General features: G+C 70.9%; 16 protein-coding genes. 1 reads left to right on the plus strand and 15 read right to left on the minus strand.

Going from position 1 to position 17,937, the window contains the following annotated elements:
• Window positions 1-10: 10 nt before the first annotated feature.
• The 15 genes from ACZ4YL_RS16865 to rsmH form a co-directional block, all read right to left on the minus strand.
• Entirely contained in the window at window positions 11-307 is a 297-nt protein-coding gene (locus ACZ4YL_RS16865; protein ID WP_030012625.1) for a YggT family protein, read from the minus strand.
• 60 nt (window positions 308-367) lie between these two features.
• Window positions 368-985: a cell division protein SepF gene (locus ACZ4YL_RS16870; RefSeq protein WP_468117176.1), complete on the minus strand. Its 618-nt coding sequence runs from the start codon at window positions 983-985 to the stop codon at window positions 368-370.
• Window positions 986-1,134: 149 nt separating this feature from the next.
• Complete coding sequence (locus tag ACZ4YL_RS16875) at window positions 1,135-1,854, minus strand: YggS family pyridoxal phosphate-dependent enzyme (protein WP_468117178.1); 720 nt, start codon at window positions 1,852-1,854, stop codon at window positions 1,135-1,137.
• Window positions 1,841-2,608 (minus strand): peptidoglycan editing factor PgeF, encoded by a 768-nt coding sequence (pgeF, locus tag ACZ4YL_RS16880; RefSeq protein WP_468117180.1) that lies wholly within the window; start codon window positions 2,606-2,608, stop codon window positions 1,841-1,843. Before pgeF ends, ACZ4YL_RS16875 begins: the two co-directional genes overlap by 14 nt.
• Window positions 2,609-2,625: 17 nt before the next feature.
• Window positions 2,626-3,831, minus strand: a complete 1,206-nt coding sequence (ftsZ, locus tag ACZ4YL_RS16885; RefSeq protein ID WP_468117182.1) for a cell division protein FtsZ — start codon at window positions 3,829-3,831, stop codon at window positions 2,626-2,628.
• A 279-nt stretch (window positions 3,832-4,110) separates the two neighbouring features.
• Window positions 4,111-4,974: a cell division protein FtsQ/DivIB gene (locus ACZ4YL_RS16890; RefSeq protein ID WP_468117183.1), complete on the minus strand. Its 864-nt coding sequence runs from the start codon at window positions 4,972-4,974 to the stop codon at window positions 4,111-4,113.
• 31 nt (window positions 4,975-5,005) lie between these two features.
• Window positions 5,006-6,100 carry an undecaprenyldiphospho-muramoylpentapeptide beta-N-acetylglucosaminyltransferase gene (gene murG, locus ACZ4YL_RS16895; protein WP_468117185.1) on the minus strand — a complete coding sequence of 365 codons (1,095 nt, stop codon included), beginning with the start codon at window positions 6,098-6,100 and terminating at the stop codon, window positions 5,006-5,008.
• 6 nt (window positions 6,101-6,106) lie between these two features.
• Window positions 6,107-7,468 carry a putative lipid II flippase FtsW gene (gene ftsW, locus ACZ4YL_RS16900; RefSeq protein ID WP_468117187.1) on the minus strand — a complete coding sequence of 454 codons (1,362 nt, stop codon included), beginning with the start codon at window positions 7,466-7,468 and terminating at the stop codon, window positions 6,107-6,109.
• A gap of 70 nt (window positions 7,469-7,538) precedes the next feature.
• On the minus strand, window positions 7,539-9,056 hold the full coding sequence (gene murD, locus ACZ4YL_RS16905) for a UDP-N-acetylmuramoyl-L-alanine--D-glutamate ligase (RefSeq protein WP_468117188.1): 1,518 nt from the start codon (window positions 9,054-9,056) through the stop codon (window positions 7,539-7,541).
• Window positions 9,038-10,108: a phospho-N-acetylmuramoyl-pentapeptide-transferase gene (mraY, locus tag ACZ4YL_RS16910; RefSeq protein WP_266390627.1), complete on the minus strand. Its 1,071-nt coding sequence runs from the start codon at window positions 10,106-10,108 to the stop codon at window positions 9,038-9,040. The genes murD and mraY overlap by 19 nt, the downstream gene beginning before the upstream one ends.
• Window positions 10,105-11,535: a UDP-N-acetylmuramoyl-tripeptide--D-alanyl-D-alanine ligase gene (locus ACZ4YL_RS16915; RefSeq protein WP_351156198.1), complete on the minus strand. Its 1,431-nt coding sequence runs from the start codon at window positions 11,533-11,535 to the stop codon at window positions 10,105-10,107. The genes mraY and ACZ4YL_RS16915 overlap by 4 nt, the downstream gene beginning before the upstream one ends.
• Window positions 11,532-13,256 carry a UDP-N-acetylmuramoyl-L-alanyl-D-glutamate--2,6-diaminopimelate ligase gene (locus tag ACZ4YL_RS16920; protein ID WP_468117190.1) on the minus strand — a complete coding sequence of 575 codons (1,725 nt, stop codon included), beginning with the start codon at window positions 13,254-13,256 and terminating at the stop codon, window positions 11,532-11,534. The genes ACZ4YL_RS16915 and ACZ4YL_RS16920 overlap by 4 nt, the downstream gene beginning before the upstream one ends.
• Window positions 13,257-13,300: 44 nt before the next feature.
• The gene (locus tag ACZ4YL_RS16925; protein WP_468117191.1) at window positions 13,301-15,310 is read right to left on the minus strand and encodes a peptidoglycan D,D-transpeptidase FtsI family protein; all 2,010 of its coding nucleotides are present in this window, start codon (window positions 15,308-15,310) and stop codon (window positions 13,301-13,303) included.
• A 168-nt stretch (window positions 15,311-15,478) separates the two neighbouring features.
• Window positions 15,479-16,018, minus strand: a complete 540-nt coding sequence (ftsL, locus tag ACZ4YL_RS16930) for a cell division protein FtsL (protein WP_468117193.1) — start codon at window positions 16,016-16,018, stop codon at window positions 15,479-15,481.
• Complete coding sequence (gene rsmH / locus ACZ4YL_RS16935) at window positions 16,015-16,974, minus strand: 16S rRNA (cytosine(1402)-N(4))-methyltransferase RsmH (protein WP_468117195.1); 960 nt, start codon at window positions 16,972-16,974, stop codon at window positions 16,015-16,017. Before rsmH ends, ftsL begins: the two co-directional genes overlap by 4 nt.
• 333 nt (window positions 16,975-17,307) lie before the next feature.
• Here rsmH and ACZ4YL_RS16940 point away from each other — a divergent pair, with 333 nt between their 5' ends.
• Window positions 17,308-17,922 (plus strand): beta-class carbonic anhydrase, encoded by a 615-nt coding sequence (locus ACZ4YL_RS16940; RefSeq protein ID WP_468117197.1) that lies wholly within the window; start codon window positions 17,308-17,310, stop codon window positions 17,920-17,922.
• Window positions 17,923-17,937 lie beyond the last annotated feature (15 nt).

Here is a 17,937-nt window from a genome sequence, read left to right on the forward strand (position 1 = left end):
AGCACATCGTTCACAAGCCGCTCGCAGCGGTGCGCACGAAACTGATGAGGATGTAAACGATGATCATCAGAACGAAGAAGGACAGGTCGAGTGCCACGCCCCCGAGACGCAACGGCGGAATGACCCGCCGAAGAAGCTTGAGCGGTGGATCGGTGACGCTGTAGGTGGCCTCCAGTACGACCACCATCGCCTTGCCGGGTGTCCAGGAACGTGCGAACTGGAACACGTAGTCCATGACCAGGCGGAAGATCAGCACGACGAGGAAGCACCCCAAGGCGAAGTAGATCACTTGCAGTGCGACACCCATTCCGCGCTTCCCTCTCCCCTGCTCCCGCTGTGTTCCCGGCCCCGTGTCTGACGGATCGGTCTAGCTTTGGTTGAAGAACCCGCCCTCCGCGATGCGGGCCTTGTCCTCCGCCGTGACATCGACGTTAGCAGGCGACAGCAGGAACACCTTCTGTGTCACGCGTTCAATGCTGCCGTGCAGACCGAAGACGAGTCCGGCGGCGAAGTCCACGAGACGCTTCGCGTCCGTGTCGTCCATCTCCGTGAGATTCATGATCACCGGAGTGCCCTCACGGAAGTGTTCCCCGATGGTACGGGCCTCGTTGTAGGTCCGGGGGTGCAGCGTCGTGATGCGGTACGGCTCCCGCTCGGAGACGACCTTGGGCATGATCACGGGGGCGTTCTTCTCCAGGTTCGTACGATCAGGTGTGATGGATGCCACGGGGGCGATTCGCGCAGGACGTCCGCTTTCCACCGGAATTGGGATAGGTTCGCGCTGCGCCGGAGGCTGTGCGACTCGTACCGGTTCATCCGATACGGGCGATTGGTGCACGGGCTGCTGTCGGCGATCCCGTTCCCGAGCCCGCTCCATCTCCGGCTCGGGCTCGAACTCGTCGTCGGGGTCGTACCCCGGGTTGTCGTACCGGTCGTCCTCCACGAGGCCGAGGTAGACCGCCATCTTGCGCATCGCGCCGGCCATTCTCCGAGTCCTCCGCTCTGTGGTGGATCGCCCTGTCGCAGGTGCCGCCGTGTCACGAATGTCACCAACTGCCCGCGATCCACTAGGTCTGCCCGCCCATCAGCGGGAATGACCATATTTTCTGCTGTGGTCCGACTTTCTTCGCGACGTTACCCGAGCCGGGGTCTCGCGCCGAGTACCGCAGTGCCGACGCGTACATGTGTCGCACCGGCCGCCACGGCCTGTTCCAGGTCTGCGCTCATTCCGGCCGACACCATCGTGGCAGCCGGATGGTCCACGCGCATGCGGGATGACAATTCCATCAGCCGCTCGAAGGCGGCCTGTTCGCGTCCCGCGTAGAGGCCGGACAGCGGAGCGACCGTCATCAGGCCGTCGATGCGTAGTCCCGGAGCCCCCGCGACGAGGTCCGCCAGCTCCGCGAGCTGCTCCGGCGCCGCGCCGCCGCGGGCCCCGCGCTCCCCCGACTCCGCGTCGAGGGCGATCTGCACGAGGCACCCGAGCTCCCGGCCGGCGCTCACCGCGGCCGCCGAGAGGGCGGTCACGAGTTTCGGCCGGTCGACCGACTGCACGACTTGCGCGTATCCCGCCACGGAACGGACTTTGTTCGTCTGCAACTGACCGACGAAGTGCCAGCTGAGCGGCAGATCCGCGCAGGCCGCGGCCTTGGGGGCGGCATCCTGGTCACGATTCTCCGCAACATGACGGACGCCCAGGTCCGCCAGCAGTCGTACGTCGCTCGCGGGGTAGGTCTTGGTGACCACGATGAGCGTCACCTCTTCCCGTCCCCGCCCCGCCGCCGCGCAGGCGGACGAGATACGTTCCTCCACCCGCGCCAGGTTCTCGGCGAGCTCCGACTTACGATCCGTCATTCTTCTTTTCCCCCGGCGGTCCGGGGGGCGTCCCCCGGGAAAGCTCTGTCAACCAGACATATCCGGCAAGGCGTCCGGTCACCCGGTCGCGGCGGTACGAGAAGTGGTCCCGCGACTCCAGTGTGCAGACCGGTGAGCGGCCGCTGTTCACCACCCCCGCCTCGGCGAGCTGGGCGTGCACCCCGGCGACCACGTCGACGGCCGGTGTCCCCCAGCTCGTCTCGGCCCGGGCGGCGGGCACCACCTGGGCCACCGCCTCCCGCATCTCGGCGGGCACCTCGTAACAGTGTCCGCAGACCGCGGGGCCCGTACGGGCGACGATCCGCCCCGGATCGGCCCCGAGGGCGACCATCGCCTCGACGGCGGCGGGCACCACCCCGGCGACCAGTCCCGGCCGCCCGGCGTGGGCGGCCGCCACGACCCCGGCGACGGGGTCCGCCAGCAGGACCGGCGTGCAGTCGGCGGTGAGCACCGCGAGGGCGAGTCCCCGACGGGCGGTCACCACCGCGTCCACCGCCGGGACCTCGTCGTCCGCGCCCCAGGGCCCGTCCACCACGGCCACGTCCCGGCCGTGCACCTGGTTCATCCAGACCACCCGGTCCGGCGCCAGGCCCAGGGACTCCGCCGCTCGTGCCCGGTTCGCGAGAACGGCGGCAGGGTCGTCTCCGACCGCGCCGCCGAGATTGAGCTCCTCGTACGGAACGGCGCTCACTCCGCCCCACCGGTCGGTGAAGGCGAAGTGGGCGCCGCCCACGTGATGCTGCTCCGGTGTCACTTCAAGAAGTCCGGAACATCCAGCTCTTCGGCCGGGCTGTCCTGGTACGGCCGGGCCGTGGGGACCTGCGGCGCGGGGGCCTGGACCTCGACCGGGGCCGGCGGGGCCGGAGCCGGGGGCTCCTCGCGCGGGGTGACCGAGCCGAGTCCGCCGAAGGCCGGGCGGGCCGGCTCGGCGGCGCGGACCGGAGCCGGGGCCGGCTCCTCGCGCTTGGTGGACGCGGCGCCGATGACGTTGTCCCGGCGGGCCGGGGGCTGTCCGCCGTCGAACCCGGCCGCGATGACGGTGACCCGTACCTCGTCGCCGAGCGCGTCGTCGATGACGGCGCCGAAGATGATGTTCGCCTCGGGGTGCGCCGCCTCGCTGACCAGCTGCGCGGCCTCGTTGATCTCGAAGAGACCGAGGTCCGAGCCACCGGAGATGGAGAGCAGCACGCCACGGGCGCCGTCGATGGACGCCTCCAGGAGCGGCGAGGAGATCGCCATCTCCGCGGCGGCCACGGCGCGGTCGTCGCCGCGGGCCGAGCCGATGCCCATCAGGGCCGAGCCGGCCTCGGACATCACGGACTTGACGTCGGCGAAGTCGAGGTTGATCAGACCCGGGGTCGTGATGAGGTCGGTGATGCCCTGGACGCCCGAGAGCAGGACCTGGTCGGCCGACTTGAAGGCGTCGAGCACGCTGACCTGGCGGTCCGAGATGGACAGCAGTCGGTCGTTGGGGATGACGATGAGGGTGTCGACCTCTTCGCGGAGCTCGGCGATGCCGTCCTCCGCCTGGTTCGCGCGGCGCCGGCCCTCGAAGGTGAACGGCCGGGTGACCACACCGATCGTCAGGGCGCCCAGCGAGCGCGCGATGTTGGCGACGACAGGTGCGCCGCCGGTGCCGGTGCCGCCGCCCTCACCGGCGGTGACGAAGACCATGTCGGCCCCCTTGAGGACCTCCTCGATCTCCTCGCGGTGGTCCTCTGCCGCCTTGCGACCGACGGCCGGGTTGGCGCCGGCGCCGAGGCCACGGGTGAGTTCACGGCCGACGTCGAGCTTGACGTCGGCGTCGCTCATCAACAGCGCCTGGGCGTCCGTGTTGATGGCGATGAACTCGACGCCCTTGAGACCGACCTCGATCATTCGGTTGATGGCATTGACACCACCGCCGCCGACACCGATGACCTTGATGACTGCGAGGTAGTTCTGCGGTGCTGCCACGTCGAAGGCCTCTCGCCTCGAGTTACGTGTCGCCGCCTCGCGGGCCTGCGTTGCGACGACTGATGCCGAAATAGGGACGGTCCGAACGCGCCGACCCGAACCCTCACCCTGAAGTTTAGGGTTAGGGGTGTGCCTGTTCCTCGGACTCTTCCGAACAGGACACTAAGTCGACAAGTAGCGCGTGTTCAACGAACACGCCGAACCTCCCGTTTTTCTTTTCACCCTATGTGATCACCCGTATCGCTGGCCAACCAGGGTGCGCCGCTGTTGGACCGGACGTCAACTCCCGGACGTAGCAGGGGCGGTGGGGACGCTCACGTCGAAGTGAGCGGCCTTGGGAGCGGCTTTCAACAAAGCGTTCAATGCGCGTCCCTTCGCGTCGCTCTGTTCACCGCTCCCCCACGTCACGGACCGGCCGCCGGTGAGCTCCAGTACGACCGAATCGTAGGAACCCACCTTGACCTGCACGGTTTCCTTGGCGATCGGCTCCGGGAGGGCGCCCGCGACGAGTACGGCCTCGTGCAGCAGCCGCTCCTCGTCGAAGCGGCGGGCGCTCGGCGATCGACCGGCGTTCAATTCGAGGACCGGAACACCCGCGGGTGCTTTCGGAACCGTGTCGAATCGCACACCCGATGCGTCCACTTCCACGAAGTTGGCGTCCTTTTTGATGAGCAGGACGGGTTTGCGTTCCGTCACCTTCAGACCGATGCCGTGCGGCCAGGCCCGCACCACGTCGACCGAATCGATGCGGGGCAGCCGGCCGCGGACCCGGGCCTCGATCTCGTCCGTGTCGACGCTCACCAGGGGCGCGCCGACCGGGACGGCCGCGGCGCCGAGGACCTGCTCGGAGGTGAGCACGTCCATGCCGGTGGCGGCGACCTTCTCCACGCGGAGCCAGGAGGAGCCGTAGAGCACCCAGGTGCCGCCCGCGGCGAGGAGCACCGCGGCGGCCAGCGAGGCCAGCACGGGGCCCCGGCGCAGGCGTGCGCCGGGACCCTTGGGGCCGGACCTCTGCGCCGGCTTCGGGGCCTTGGGGGGCTTGGGAGCCTTCGGCGGCTTGGGAGCGCCGGTGCCCTTGTGGGCATCCGGGCCGGACCGATCAGAAAACGGTGTTCCGCGCCGCGCGGTCGTCCCTCCGGCCACTCCTGTGCCTCCTGCGTCTGCGGTACCCGCCTCAGCGGGACCTGTGGGCCGCGATCGCCTCGTAGACCATGCCGACCAGGAGCTCGTCGGCGTCCCGGCGGCCGAACTCACCGGCGGCGCGGGACATCTCGTACAGGCGGTGCGGGTCGGACAGCACCGGGAGGATCTGGCTCAGCACCCAGTCGGGCGTCAGCTCCGCGTCGTCCACGAGCAGGCCGCCGCCGGCCTTGACCACCGGCTGGGCGTTGAGCCGCTGTTCACCGTTGCCGATCGGCAACGGGACGTAGGCGGCGGGAAGCCCGACGGCGGAGAGTTCGGCGACGGTCATCGCTCCCGCGCGGCACAGCATCATGTCGGCGGCGGCGTACGCGAGATCCATCCGGTCCACGTACGGTACCGGCACATACGGCGGCATCCCGGGCATGTTGTCGACACGCGGCAGTTCGTTCTTCGGCCCGACGGCGTGCAGGATCTGGATCCCGGAGCGCTGGAGGGTGGGCGCGACTTGCTGGATGACCTCGTTGAGGCGCCGGGCGCCCTGCGAGCCGCCGGAGACCAGCAGCGTGGGCAGGTTGGGGTCCAGGCCAAAGGCGGCACGCGCCTCCGGGCGGACCGCGGCCCGGTCGAGGGTGGAGATGGAGCGGCGCAGCGGGATGCCCACGTAGCGGGCCCCGCGCAGCTTGCTGTCGGGGGTGGAGACCGCGACGGCGTGCGCGTACCGGGAGCCGATCTTATTGGCCAGTCCGGGCCGGGCGTTGGCCTCGTGGACGATGATCGGCACCCCGAGGCGCTTGGCCGCGAGGTAGCCGGGCAGGGCCACGTAGCCGCCGAAACCGACGACGCAGTCGGCCTTGGTGCGCAGGAGGATCTCCTCCGCGGCCTTGATGGTGCCGCGCAGCCGTCCGGGGACGGTGATCAGTTCCGGGGTCGGCTTGCGGGGCAGCGGAACGGCGGGGATCAGGCCCAGCTCGTAGCCGCGTTCCGGCACCAGGCGGGTTTCCAGTCCGCGCTCCGTGCCGAGGGCGGTGATGCCCACTGAAGGGTCCTGCCTGCGCAGGGCGTCCGCGAGGGCGAGCGCCGGCTCGATGTGGCCGGCGGTCCCCCCACCGGCGAGTACGACATGCACCGAAATTCACCGCTCTCCGGACGGACGCTTCTTGACGCGCCGTCTCATCGACTTCCATCTCACCCCGGTCCGCCACCAGCCGGTCTTCGGCTGTCGCATCGCGAGGGCCGCGCGCGCCGCCGGATCCTCACGCGCGAAGGCGATGAGCAGTCCGACCGCGAACATGGTCGGCAGCAGGGCTGACCCTCCGTAGGAGAACAGCGGGAGCGGGACTCCGGCGATCGGCAGCAGGCCGAGCACCGCACCGATGTTGATCACGGCCTGGGCCGTGATCCAGGTGGTCACGCCTCCCGCGGCAAACCGTACGAAGGAATCCTCCGTGCGTCCGGCCACGCGGATACCCGCATAGCCTAGAGCCGCGAACAGGGCGAGAACCGACAGCGTCCCCGCCAGACCCAGTTCCTCCCCGGTGATGGCGAAGATGAAGTCGGTGTGGGCTTCGGGTAGTTGCCCCCATTTTTCCACACTTGCACCCAGGCCGGAACCGAACCATCCGCCCGAGGCGAGGGCGTAGATCCCGTGAACGGCCTGCCAGCAAAGGTCGTTCTTGCCCGGTTCTGTCGCACCGATGCATTCCAGTCGGTCCATCCGGTGCGGGCTCGTCTTGATGAGCAGTGCGACGATCGCACCCGCGAAGGCGAGCACCCCGACGAACAACCGGGTCGGGGCCCCGGCCAGCCAGAGCAGACCGAACAGGACGGCGCCGAGGATCATCGCGGTGCCCATGTCCCCGCCCAGCATGATCAGCCCGAGCAGCAGGAAGGCCACCGGGACCAGCGGCACCAGCAGGTGCTTCCACTGGCTCAGCAGCCCCTTGTCGCCCTTGCGCGCCAGCAGGTCGGCGCCCCACAGGATCAGTGCCAGCTTGCCGAACTCACTGGGCTGCAGCATGAACGGACCGCCAAGGGAGATCCAATTCTGGTTGCCGTTGATCGAGACGCCTATCCCCGGGATCTGCACCAGGACCATCAGGAAGAGCGTGCCTGCGAGCACCGGATACGAGAGCGCCCGGTGCAGTTTGACGGGCATCCGGGAGGCGGCCAGCAGGAGCGCGCCACCGATGAGGGCGGCCAGGAACTGCTTCTTGAAGAAGTACGCGTCGCCGAGGCCGAGCTGGAGGGCCTTGATCATCGATGCCGAGTACACCATCACCAGACCGAGCACGGTGATGAGCAGGGAACTGCCGAAAATCAGGTAATAGGCGGTGAGCGGGCGGTCCCAGGCCTTCTGCAACTGCCGCTGCGTACGCCGCAGCCGGGCCAGCGGCCCGCGCCCGGCGGGCCGCTTCGAACGCACCGCAGGGCGTTTGCGGCCCTGCGCCTTCACGGCGGACGGCCGCCGCCCCGGCAGCATCTGCTTGGCCGGCATCTGTGATCTTCCCCTCCACTCGTACGAGGCGAGCTGCCGGCCGGAGGGAACCTGTCCCGGAGCCCCCGGCCTAGGCCGTGTCCGCAGCGTTCTCGGCGGCCAGTTCGCGCACCGCGTCGGCGAATGCGTCCCCACGCTTGTTGTAGTTCGCGAACATGTCCATCGAGGCACAGGCCGGTGCCAGCAGGACCGTGTCGCCGGGCTCGGCGAGCGCGGCGGCTTCCCGGACCGCTGCGAGCATCGCCCCAGTGTCGGTCCGGTCGAGGTCGACGACCGGGACCTCGGGGGCGTGTCGCGCCAGCGCCTCGGCGATGAGCGCCCGGTCGGCGCCGATCAGCACGGCGCCGCGCAGCCGCTTCGCGGCGTTCTTCACGAGCTCGTCGAAGGTCGCGCCCTTGGCGAGGCCGCCGGCGATCCAGACGACCGGCTCGAAGGCCGCGAGGGAGGCCTCGGCCGCGTGCGTGTTGGTGGCCTTGGAGTCGTCGATGTAGGTGACCGAGGCGACCTCGTCCACGTACGCGACGCGGTGGGCGTCCGGGCGGAAGTCGCGCAGCCCGTCGCGAACGGCGCGTGCCTCCACGCCGAAGGCACGGGCCAGGGCCGCGGCGGCGAGCGCGTTGGCGATGTTGTGCGGGGCCGGCGGGTTGACGTCCGTGACCTCGGCGAGCTCCTGGGCGTTCTTCTGCCGGTTCTCCACGAAGGCCCGGTCGACGAGGACACCGTCGACGACGCCGAGCATGGAGGGGCCGGGGGCGCCGAGGGTGAAGCCGATCGCGCGGCAGCCCTCTTCGACGTCGGCCTCCATGACCAGGTTCTCCGTGGCCGGGTCGGCAACGTTGTAGACGCAGGCGACCGTGTTGCCCTCGTAGATCCGGCCCTTGTCGGCGGCGTACGCCTGCATCGAGCCGTGCCAGTCGAGGTGGTCGGGGGCCAGGTTCAGCACGGCCGCCGAGTGGACGCGCAGCGAGGGCGCCCAGTGCAGCTGGTAGCTGGAGAGTTCGACGGCGAGCACGTCGTACTCCTGCTCGCCGAGCACCACGTCGATGATCGGGGTGCCGATGTTGCCGACAGCGGCGGTGCGCAGCCCCGCGGCCTTCAGGATCGACGCCAGCATCTGGGTGGTGGTGGTCTTGCCGTTGGTGCCGGTGATCGCGAGCCAGGCGGCCGGGGCCTTGCGGGGCGCCGTGGCCCCGTCCTCGCCGGAGCGCGCGGCGCGCAGCTCCTGGCCGACCTCGCGCAGCAGCCAGGCGATCTCCACGTCTCCGACCACGTCCACGCCGGCCTTGGCGGCGGCCTCGAACAGCGGGCTGTCGGGCTTCCAGCCCGGCGAGGTGACGACCAGTTCGGTGCCCTCGGGCAGTACCTCGCCCGCGTGCCCGCCGTCCGCCAGGCGGCCGATGCGGACGGTGATGCCCTCCGCCGCGAGCTCGCCGGCGCGGGCGCGGTGCGCGTCACCGTCACCGTTGTCGACGACGGTCACCACTGCGCCGAGGCCGGCCAGGGCGCGGGCGGCACTGATGCCGCTCACGCCGAGACCGGCGACGGTGATGTTCTTGTCCTGCCAGGACGTCACTTGTCGGCTGCCCATCCCGCGTAGAAGAGACCGAGACCAACGATCACGCACATGCCCTGGATGATCCAGAAGCGGACCACGACCAGCACCTCGGACCAGCCCTTGAGCTCGAAGTGGTGCTGCAGTGGCGCCATCCGGAAGACCCGCTTGCCGGTCATCTTGAAGGAACCGACCTGGATGACGACCGACATCGTGATGAGCACGAAGAGGCCGCCGAGGAGCGCCATCAGGAACTCCGTGCGGGAGCAGATGGCGAGGCCCGCGAGCGCGCCGCCGAGGGCGAGCGAGCCGGTGTCACCCATGAAGATCTTGGCGGGCGAGGTGTTCCACCACAGGAAGCCGAAGCAGGCGCCCATGAGGGCGGAGGCGACGACCGCGAGGTCGAGCGGGTCGCGCACCTCGAAGCACGCGTTCGGGTTGGTGAGGTCACCGGCCCTGGCGCAGGACTCCTGGAACTGCCAGACACCGATGAAGGTGTAGGCGCCGAAGACCATCACGGCGGCGCCGGTCGCGAGACCGTCCAGACCGTCGGTGAGGTTCACGCCGTTGGACATCGCCAGGATCATGAACAGCGCCCAGACCACGAACAGCACCGGACCTATCGCCCAGCCGAAGTCCGTGACGAACGACAGCTTGGTGGAGGCCGGGGTCAGCCCGCGGGAGTCCTTGAACTGGAGGGCCAGTACCGCGAAGGCGATGCCGACGATCAGCTGGCCGGACATCTTCGCCTTGGCCCGCAGACCCAGCGAACGCCGCTTGACGATCTTGATGTAGTCGTCCAGGTACCCGACGACGCCCATGCCCGCCATCAGGAACAGGACGAGCAGGCCCGAGAAGCTCGGCTCCTCACCGGTGAGGACCTTCGTCAGGGCGTACGCGATGAGCGTCGCCAGGATGAAGGAGATACCGCCCATCGTGGGCGTGCCCTTCTTCCCGGCGTGGCCGCGGGGGCCGTCGTCGCGGATGAACTGGCCGTAGCCCTTGCGGGCGAGCAGCTTGATCAGCAGCGGGGTGCCGATGACGGTGAGGAACATGCCGATGACACCGGCGAACAGGATCTGCCTCATCGGTCGGCGACCTCGCCCTCGACAGTGCTGTCGAGAAGGCCCTGGGCCACCCGCTCCAGACCGGCCGACCTGGAAGCCTTCACCAGCACGACGTCACCCGGGCGCAGTTCACTGCGCAACAGGTCGACCGCCGCCTGTGCGTCGGACACGAGCACCGACTCCTCACCCCACGAACCCTCGTTATATGCGCCCAGTTGCAGCCAGGATGCTTCCCTGCCCCCGACTGCGACGAGCTTGCTCACGTTGAGCCGGACGACAAGCCGTCCGACCGCGTCGTGCTCGGCGAGAGCGTCGTCTCCGAGCTCGGCCATCGGGCCGAGCACCGCCCACGTGCGTCCCCCGTTCGCCCTGCCGGCACCGCCCATCGCGGCGAGCGCGCGGAGTGCGGCCCGCATGGACTCGGGGTTCGCGTTGTAGGCGTCGTTGACGATCGTCACACCGTCCGCCCGCTCGGTGACCTCCATCCGCCACCGGGACAGCGTGCCCGCCCCGGAGAGCGCCGTGGCGATCTCCTGTGCGGACATGCCCAGTACATGGGCGACGGCGGCCGCGGCGAGCGCGTTCGACACGTGGTGCTCACCGTACAGCCGCAAGGTCACGTCGCTGCACCCGGTCGGTGTGTGCAGTGTGAAGGAAGCCTGCCCCCTGTCCGTCATGCGGACTTCGGTGGCCCGGATTTCGGCGTCCTCGGCCTCACCGAACAGGACCGTACGGGCCTTCGTGCGCCCGGCCATCTCACGAACCAGCAGGTCATCGGCGTTGAGGACGGCGACTCCGCCCTCCGCCTCGGCCGGCAGGGCCTCGACCAGCTCCCCCTTGGCCTGCGCGATCTGCTCACGTCCGCCGAACTCGCCGATGTGGGCGGTGCCGACGTTGAGGACCAGACCGATCCGCGGGGGCGTCAGTCCGGTGAGGTAGCGGATGTGGCCGATGCCGCGGGCGCCCATCTCCAGGACCAGGTGCTGGGTGTCCTCGGTGACGCGCAGCGTCGTGATCGGCAGGCCGATCTCGTTGTTGAGGTTCCCGGGGGTCCACACGGTGGGCGCGTGGTGCTGCAGCACCTGCGCGATCAGGTCCTTGGTGGAGGTCTTGCCGGCGGATCCGGTGAGGGCCACGACGTCGGTGCCCAGGCGGGTGACCACGGCCCGGGCGAGTGCGCCGAGGGCGGCCACCACGTCGGGGACCACGATGGCCGGTACGCCGACGGGCCTGGTCGCGAGGACGCCCACGGCCCCGGCGGACACCGCGCGTTCCGCGTAGTCGTGGCCGTCGACCCGCTCGCCGACGAAGGCGGCGAACAGGCTGCCCGGCCCGACCTCACGGGAGTCGTAGACCACGGGGCCGGTGACCTGGACGGACGGATCCGGTATGTCGTGGGGCCGCCCGCCGGTGATGTCGGCGATCTCGGCGAGGGAAAGGGCGATCACTGGTTCACCTCGGCCTGTCGGACCTGAGTCGTTTCATCGGGCGCGGCCGTCCGGTCGAGCACGGTCTGGTGCTCGATCGCGGCGCGGAGCACCTCGCGGTCGTCGAAGGGGCGTACGACACCGGCGGTGTCCTGGCCCTGCTCGTGCCCCTTGCCGGCCACCAGCACGGTGTCACCGGGCCGGGCGCGGGCGACGGCGGCCGCGATGGCCGCGGCCCGGTCGGCGTCGACCAGGACGGTGCCCCGCTCGGCGGGAGGCACGGACACGGCGCCCTCGAACATCGCGGCGAGGATCGCGAGCGGGTCCTCGGAGCGCGGGTTGTCGGAGGTCAGGACGGCTACGTCGGCGAACCGGGCGGCCGCGGCCCCCATCGGGCCGCGCTTGGTGGTGTCACGGTCGCCGCCGCAGCCGAGCACGATGTGCAGCTTGCCCTCGGTGACCTCGCGCAGCGCGCGCAGCACCGATTCCACGGCGTCGGTCTTGTGCGCGTAGTCGACGACGGCGAGGTACGGCTGTCCCGCGTCCACCCGCTCCAGCCGGCCGGGGACCCCGGGGACCGCGGCGACGCCGTCCGCGGCGGTCTGCGGGTCGAGGCCGGCGGCGGCAAGCGTGACGATCGCGGCGACGGTGTTGGCGACGTTGAACGGGCCGGGCAGCGGCGCGGTGGCGCGGACGCGCTGTCCTTCGGGGCCCAGCAGGGTCAGGGTGGAGCTCGCCGGGCCGAAGACCACGTCCTCGGCGCGCCAGTCGGCGGCCGGGTCGCCCGCGGCGGAGAAGGTGACGACCGGGACGGTGGCCTCCTTGGCCAGGCGGCGGCCGTACTCGTCGTCGAGGTTGACCACGCCCAGGCGGGCCCGGCGGGCGGTGAAGAGCCCCGCCTTGGCCTGGAAGTAGTCCTCCATGTCGGAGTGGAACTCCATGTGCTCCGGGCTCAGGTTGTTGAAGACGGCGACGTCGAAGACGCAGCCGTCGACCCGGCCGAGCACCAGGGCGTGGCTGGAGACCTCCATGGCCACGGCCTCGACCCCGCGTTCGCGCATGACCGCGAAGAGGGCCTGGAGGTCGGTGGCCTCGGGGGTGGTCCGCTCGGACTTGATGCGCTCGTCGCCGATGCGCATCTCGACGGTGCCGACCAGTCCGGTGCTGCGGCCCGCCGCGCGCAGGCCGCCCTCGACGAGGTACGCCGTGGTGGTCTTGCCGGAGGTGCCGGTGATGCCGATCTGGAGCAGGCCCTCACCGGGGCGCCCGTAGATCGCGGCGGCGAGCTCTCCCATCCGGCCGCGCGGGGCGTCGACGGTCAGGACCGGCAGGCCGGTCGCCGCGGCGCGCTCCGCCCCCGCCGGGTCGGTCAGCACGGCGGCGGCGCCGAGACCGGCCGCCTGGGCGGCGAAGTCGGCGCCGTGCGTCCTGGCTCCCGGCAGGGCCGCGTACAGGTCACCGGGGCGGACCGCACGGGAGTCGTGCGTGATGCCGGTGATCTGCGCCGCGCCGGGCGCCGGGATGCCCAGCAGGGTGGCCAGCTCGCCCAGCGGGCTCGGGCTGGCGGACGCGGGCCGGGGCGCTCCCGGCGGCGTCGCCGGGGCTTTCTGGGTCTTTCTGGGCTGATCAGCGTGGGGCACGGCGGTGAGCGTACCGGGCGCGGCGGGCCGCCCGCGAAATGAGGCCCCGGCCTCGGCCTCGGCGGTCGTCGGGTTCCCGGGTTCCGGGGTGATGGTTGTCACTGATGGTGCCTCACGCTTTTCTTGCGGGCCGGCCTGGCTGTGGGTCACTGACCGGGCTGCGGACTGGGCTGCGGGGCGGGCTGAGGAGCGGCGTCGTAGGTGACGGGAAGCCCGGCAGGTGCGGTTCCCGTGGGAGCCACCTGGAGGGTCTTGAGCGCGAACTCCATGACCTTCTTGTAGATGGGGCCGCAGATCTGGCCGCCGAAGTAGCTGCCCTTCGTGGGGTTCTGGATGGCGCAGTAGACGGTGATGCGCGGGTTGTCCGCGGGTGCGAATCCGGCGAAGGAGGCGGTGTAGCCCTTGTAGCGGCCGGTGGCCGGATCCACCCGGTTGGAGGTGCCGGTCTTGCCGCCGACCCGGTAGCCGGGGATCCGCGCCTTGGTGCCGGTGCCCTCCTGGTCGTCGACCACGGATTCGAGCATCTCGGCGAGGGTCTTGGCGGTCTCGGCACTGACCACGCGGCTGCGCTCGGGGGCGGGGGCCGGGGTGAAGCGGCCGTCGGGGCCCTTGGTGCCGCGCACCAGCGTCGGCTCGATGCGGACCCCGCCGTTGGCGATGGCCGAGTACACGGAGGCCGCCTGCATGGCGTTGAGGGAGAGTCCCTGGCCGAAGGGGATCGTGAACTGCTGGGAGGTGGACCAGTCCTTGGCGTCGGCGAGGATGCCGCGGGACTCGCCGGGGTAGTTCAGGCCGGTGGGCCGGCCGATGCCGAACTTGGTCAGGTAGGAGTGCAGGACCTCGTTGGCCTCGGGCTGGGTGGGGCCGAGCTGGCCGGTGGCCAGGATGGTGCCGATGTTGGAGGACTTGGCGAGGACCCCGTTGAGGGTCAGGTACCAGGTCGGGTGGTCGATGTCGTCCTTGAACAGCCGGTCGCCGCGGTGCAGCCGGTTGGGGACCTCGACACGGGTCTCCGGGGTGGCCTTCTTCTCCTCCAGCACAGCGGCCATCGACATGACCTTGGCGGTGGAGCCGGGCTCGTACACGTCCTGGAGCGCGGCGTTGCCCATGGCGGCGGAGCTGGCCCGGGTCAGGTCGTTGGGGTCGAAGCCGGGGGCGTTGGCCATGGCCAGTACCTCGCCGGTGCGGGTGTCCTGGACGATGACGTAGCCGCGGTCGGCCTCGGACTTCTGGACCTGCTCGGCGATCGCGCTCTGCGCCGCCCACTGGATGTCCCGGTCGATGGTCAGCTGGATGTCCTCGCCGGGGACGGCGGGCTTCTCGTTGGAGTCGGCGGTGGGCACCTGGCGGCCGCCGGACTGGGCGTAGGTGATCTCGCCGTCCTTGCCGGACAGCTTCTTGTCGAGGGAGGACTCCAGGCCGCCGGCGCCCCTGCCCTCGGCGTTGACGTAACCCAGTATCCCGGCGGCGAGGTCGCCGTTCGGGTACACGCGCTTGCTGCTGGTCTCCTTGAACACGCCGGCGAGGACGTTGGCGCCGGGGCCGTTGCTCCGCTTGTCGGCCGCCGCCTTGTCCGCGAAGACCCGCTTGAGGTCCTTGATCTGGTTCCAGACCTGGGGGGTCTGGCGCTGCGCGAGGACGACGTACCGGGAGTTCTTGGTGCTCAGCCGCTGGGCGAGCTCCTTGGCGTCCTTGCCGAGGATGGGCGCGAGGAGGGCGGCGGCCTGCTGCGGGGCGTCCGGGGCCTTGCTGTCCTGCGGGGTGAACATCTTCGGGTCGGCGGTGATGTCGTACGCGTCGACGCTGGTGGCGAGCGCCACGCCCCGGCGGTCGGTGATCTCACCGCGCTCGGCGGCCAGCTTGACGCTGGTGTAGCGGTTCTTGGAGGCCTCGGCGGAGAACGCCGCGGCGTCGACGGCCTGGACCTGGAGCAGGCGGACCACGAAGGCCAGCATGACGAGGGTCAGGCCGACGCTGACCAGGCGCAGCCGGGGCCGTGGGCTGCCGAGCCGGATCGTGTGCGGGGTACGGGGGCCCGCCGGCCGCCGGGTCGCCGGGCGCGAGGCCGGGCGGGCGGTGGCCCTGGCCCGGTCGCCGGCCCGCGGCGGCCTGGCCGGTCCGGGCACCCGCCGCCGGGGCGGCTCCTGCGGGCTCACGCGGCCACCGCCGCGGTGGCGGGGCTCCGCCCCGAACCCCGCTCCTCGAACGCCGGAGGGGCTGCAGATCCAGCCTCGCCGGCGATTGAGGAGCGGGTCCGGGCAGAGCCCGGGGAACGGAGGAAGGGCGAGGTGGGGAACGGCCCCGCAGGGATCCGCGTCACGACATCACCGACCTGGGTTGGGGGTGGGCTGCTGCAAGGGCTGGGCCGGGGACGCGGCTGCCGGGCTCTGCGAGGCCGGAGCCGACGCGGCAGGTGCGGCCGGGGAGGCGTTCGGGGCCGCCGGTGGGGGCGGGGTCGGCGACGGCGGGGCTTCGGCCGGTGCCGCGCTGCCGGCGACCTTGCCGTCCGGGCCGATGAAGACCGGGCTGCCGCCGGGGACCAGGCCCAGCTCGTGCGCCCGGCGCTGGAGCGCGTCGGGTGCGGAGTAGGCGTCGACGTCGCGCTGCAGCGCCTGCTCCTCGTCGGTGAGGGCGGTGGTCTCCTTCGTGAGCTTGCTGAGCTGGAAGGAGCCTTCGTTCAGTGCCGAGTTCAGCAGCAGCAGGCTGATCAGGCCGCCGCCGAGCAGGGCCACGACCAGCAGGACGAACGGCATCCGGGCCGCCTGCCCGCCGGGCCGGGGGCGGGCCGGGCGGCCGCCGAGCACCCGGCCGAGGCGGGCCGCCTGCCCGCGGGTCAGCGTGGCGACCTTCCCGGCCTTGGTCACAGCCGCGCCTCCCGGATGCGTTCGACGCCCCGGAATCTGGCGGGGGCGGCCCGCCGGTTCTCGGCGATCTCCTCCTCGGTGGGCAGCTCGGCGCCGCGCGTGAGCAGTTTCAGCTTCGGCTGGTACTTCTCGGGCACCACCGGCAGGCCGGGCGGGGCCGTCGAGGTGGCACCGGCCGCGAAGACCTGCTTGACCAGCCGGTCTTCCAGCGAGTGGTACGAGAGCACCGCGATCCGGCCGCCGACCGCGATCCGGTCCACCGCCGCCGGAATGGCCCGCTCCAGCCCGGAGAGCTCCCCGTTGACCTCGATCCGCAGTGCCTGGAAGGTCCGCTTCGCCGGGTTGCCGCCGGTCCGCTTGGCGGCCTGCGGAAGGGAGTCGCGGATCAGTTCGACCAGCCGGGCGCTGTTGGTGAAGGGCTCCTTCCCCCGCTCCCGGACGATCGCCGAGACGATCCGCTTGGCCTGCTTCTCCTCGCCGTACTGGCGCAGGATCCGCACCAGCTCGCCCGGCGCGTAGCTGTTGAGCACCTCGGCGGCGCTGATGCCCGTCGTCTGGTCCATGCGCATGTCCAGTGGCGCGTCCTGGGCGTACGCGAACCCGCGGTCGGCCTCGTCCAGCTGCATGGAGGAGACGCCCAGGTCGAAGAGGATGCCCTGGACCGCCGGGATGCCCAGCCCGTCCAGGACCTCGGCGAGGTCGGCGTAGATCGCGTGGACGAGGGTGGCCCGGTCGCCGAAGGGCGCGAGCCGCTCGCCGGAGAGCCGCAGGGCCTCCTTGTCGCGGTCGAGGCCGATCAGGTGGGCCTCGGGGAACCGGGTCAGCAGGGCCTCGCTGTGGCCGCCGAGGCCGAGGGTGCAGTCGACGACGACGGCCCCGGGCCTCTCCAGCGCCGGGGCCAACAGGTCCAGGCACCGCTGGAGCATCACCGGGACATGTCGGGACTCGCTAGTCAAAGCGCCCTCTCAGATAACGGCGCGGCAGGCGTACGCACCACCGGGCCCCCGCATCCGCGGCCGGCGCCGGGGAAGGTGGCGCCGGCCGGCCGGTGAGCGGGAGAGGGCCGGGCCGTACGTACGCGCCGCGCACGCGGAGTGTTCATCGGGGGCCGGGCGGCCGGTCAGGGCCGGGCTCCGGCCGGTTCGCGTCACTTTAGTGCAACGGTCGCCGCGGTCAACGAACCGCCCCGCGCGCCGTCCACGGCTCTCGGGGCGAACCGGCAAATGCCGCGAATCACCCGAACAGCCGCGTCACGCCCACCCCTGTGGGTTAGCTCACAACAAGCCTCGTTGGCGTTCTTTGTCCGCTCTCACGCGAGGCCACAAGCCGCCGTGACCACTAACGTCGTACCCATGACGACTTCCGCATCCCTGCCTGCCGAGTCCGCGCCCGAGGCATCCGTCGGCGGATCCGTCACCGACCGGCTGGTCGAGGCGAATCAGCGCTATGCCGCGGAGTTCTCCGACCCTGGCATGGACGCCCGCCCCGTCCTCAAGGTCGCCGTCGTGGCCTGCATGGACGCCCGCCTCGACCTGCACAAGGCCCTCGGCCTGGAACTCGGCGACTGTCACACGATCCGCAACGCGGGCGGTGTGGTCACCGACGACACGATCCGCTCCCTCACGATCAGCCAGCGCGCCCTGGGCACCCGCGCGGTCATACTCATCCACCACACCGGCTGTGGTCTCGAAAACCTGACCGAGGACTTCCGGCACGAGCTGGAGGACGAGGTCGGCCAGCGTCCCGCCTGGGCCGTCGAGGCCTTCCGGGACGTCGACCAGGACGTTCGCCAGTCGATGCAGCGGGTCCGCACGAACCCGTTCCTGCCCCACAAGGACGATGTGCGAGGCTTCGTCTTCGATGTGCACACCGGGCTCCTGCGGGAGATCGATCCCAGCTCTTGAGTGACACGAGGCCGT

It is taken from the genome of Streptomyces sp. NPDC030021 (genome assembly GCF_055574035.1).

Excerpts from the sequence above, each read along its gene's own strand:
- ACZ4YL_RS16865 (WP_030012625.1), bottom strand. The coding sequence starts at position 307 with ATGGGTGTCGCACTGCAAGTGATCTACTTCGCCTTGGGGTGCTTCCTC.
- ACZ4YL_RS16870 (WP_468117176.1), bottom strand. The coding sequence starts at position 985 with ATGGCCGGCGCGATGCGCAAGATGGCGGTCTACCTCGGCCTCGTGGAG.
- ACZ4YL_RS16875 (WP_468117178.1), bottom strand. The coding sequence starts at position 1,854 with ATGACGGATCGTAAGTCGGAGCTCGCCGAGAACCTGGCGCGGGTGGAG.
- ftsW (WP_468117187.1), bottom strand. The coding sequence starts at position 7,468 with ATGCCGGCCAAGCAGATGCTGCCGGGGCGGCGGCCGTCCGCCGTGAAG.
- murD (WP_468117188.1), bottom strand. The coding sequence starts at position 9,056 with ATGGGCAGCCGACAAGTGACGTCCTGGCAGGACAAGAACATCACCGTC.
- mraY (WP_266390627.1), bottom strand. The coding sequence starts at position 10,108 with ATGAGGCAGATCCTGTTCGCCGGTGTCATCGGCATGTTCCTCACCGTC.